The following is a 268-nucleotide window of genomic DNA, read 5'->3' as shown; positions in this document are numbered from 1 at the left end:
CAGTCAGGCACAGGTAGTAGCCGACCGCGACCAGGCCGAAGCGTTCGGCCAGCCAGGTGGCCAGGTACGGCGCCGGTGCCGCACCGAGGATGCCGGCCAGATTGAAGGACAGCGAGGCACCTGTGTAGCGCACCTCCACCGGGTAGATCTCGGCCAGGAAGGTACCGCAGGGGCCGTAGGTCAGCCCCATCAGGAACAGGCCCAGGCACAGGAAGGCGGTGACCAGCCACGGGCTGTGCGGCTGGAACAACGGTGCGAACAGTACGCC

1 pseudogene is annotated in these 268 nt (G+C 67.5%); it reads right to left on the bottom strand.

Annotated features, from left to right (window positions below):
- A pseudogene (locus MKD49_RS25995) lies at positions 1-268 on the bottom strand (MFS transporter); the annotation flags it as partial.

Source organism: Herbaspirillum sp. WGmk3 (assembly GCF_023952535.1).
Lineage (GTDB): Bacteria > Pseudomonadota > Gammaproteobacteria > Burkholderiales > Burkholderiaceae_D > Herbaspirillum > Herbaspirillum huttiense.
Note: the sequence above shows the minus strand (reverse complement) of the source record. Positions and strands in the feature narration are given on the sequence as shown.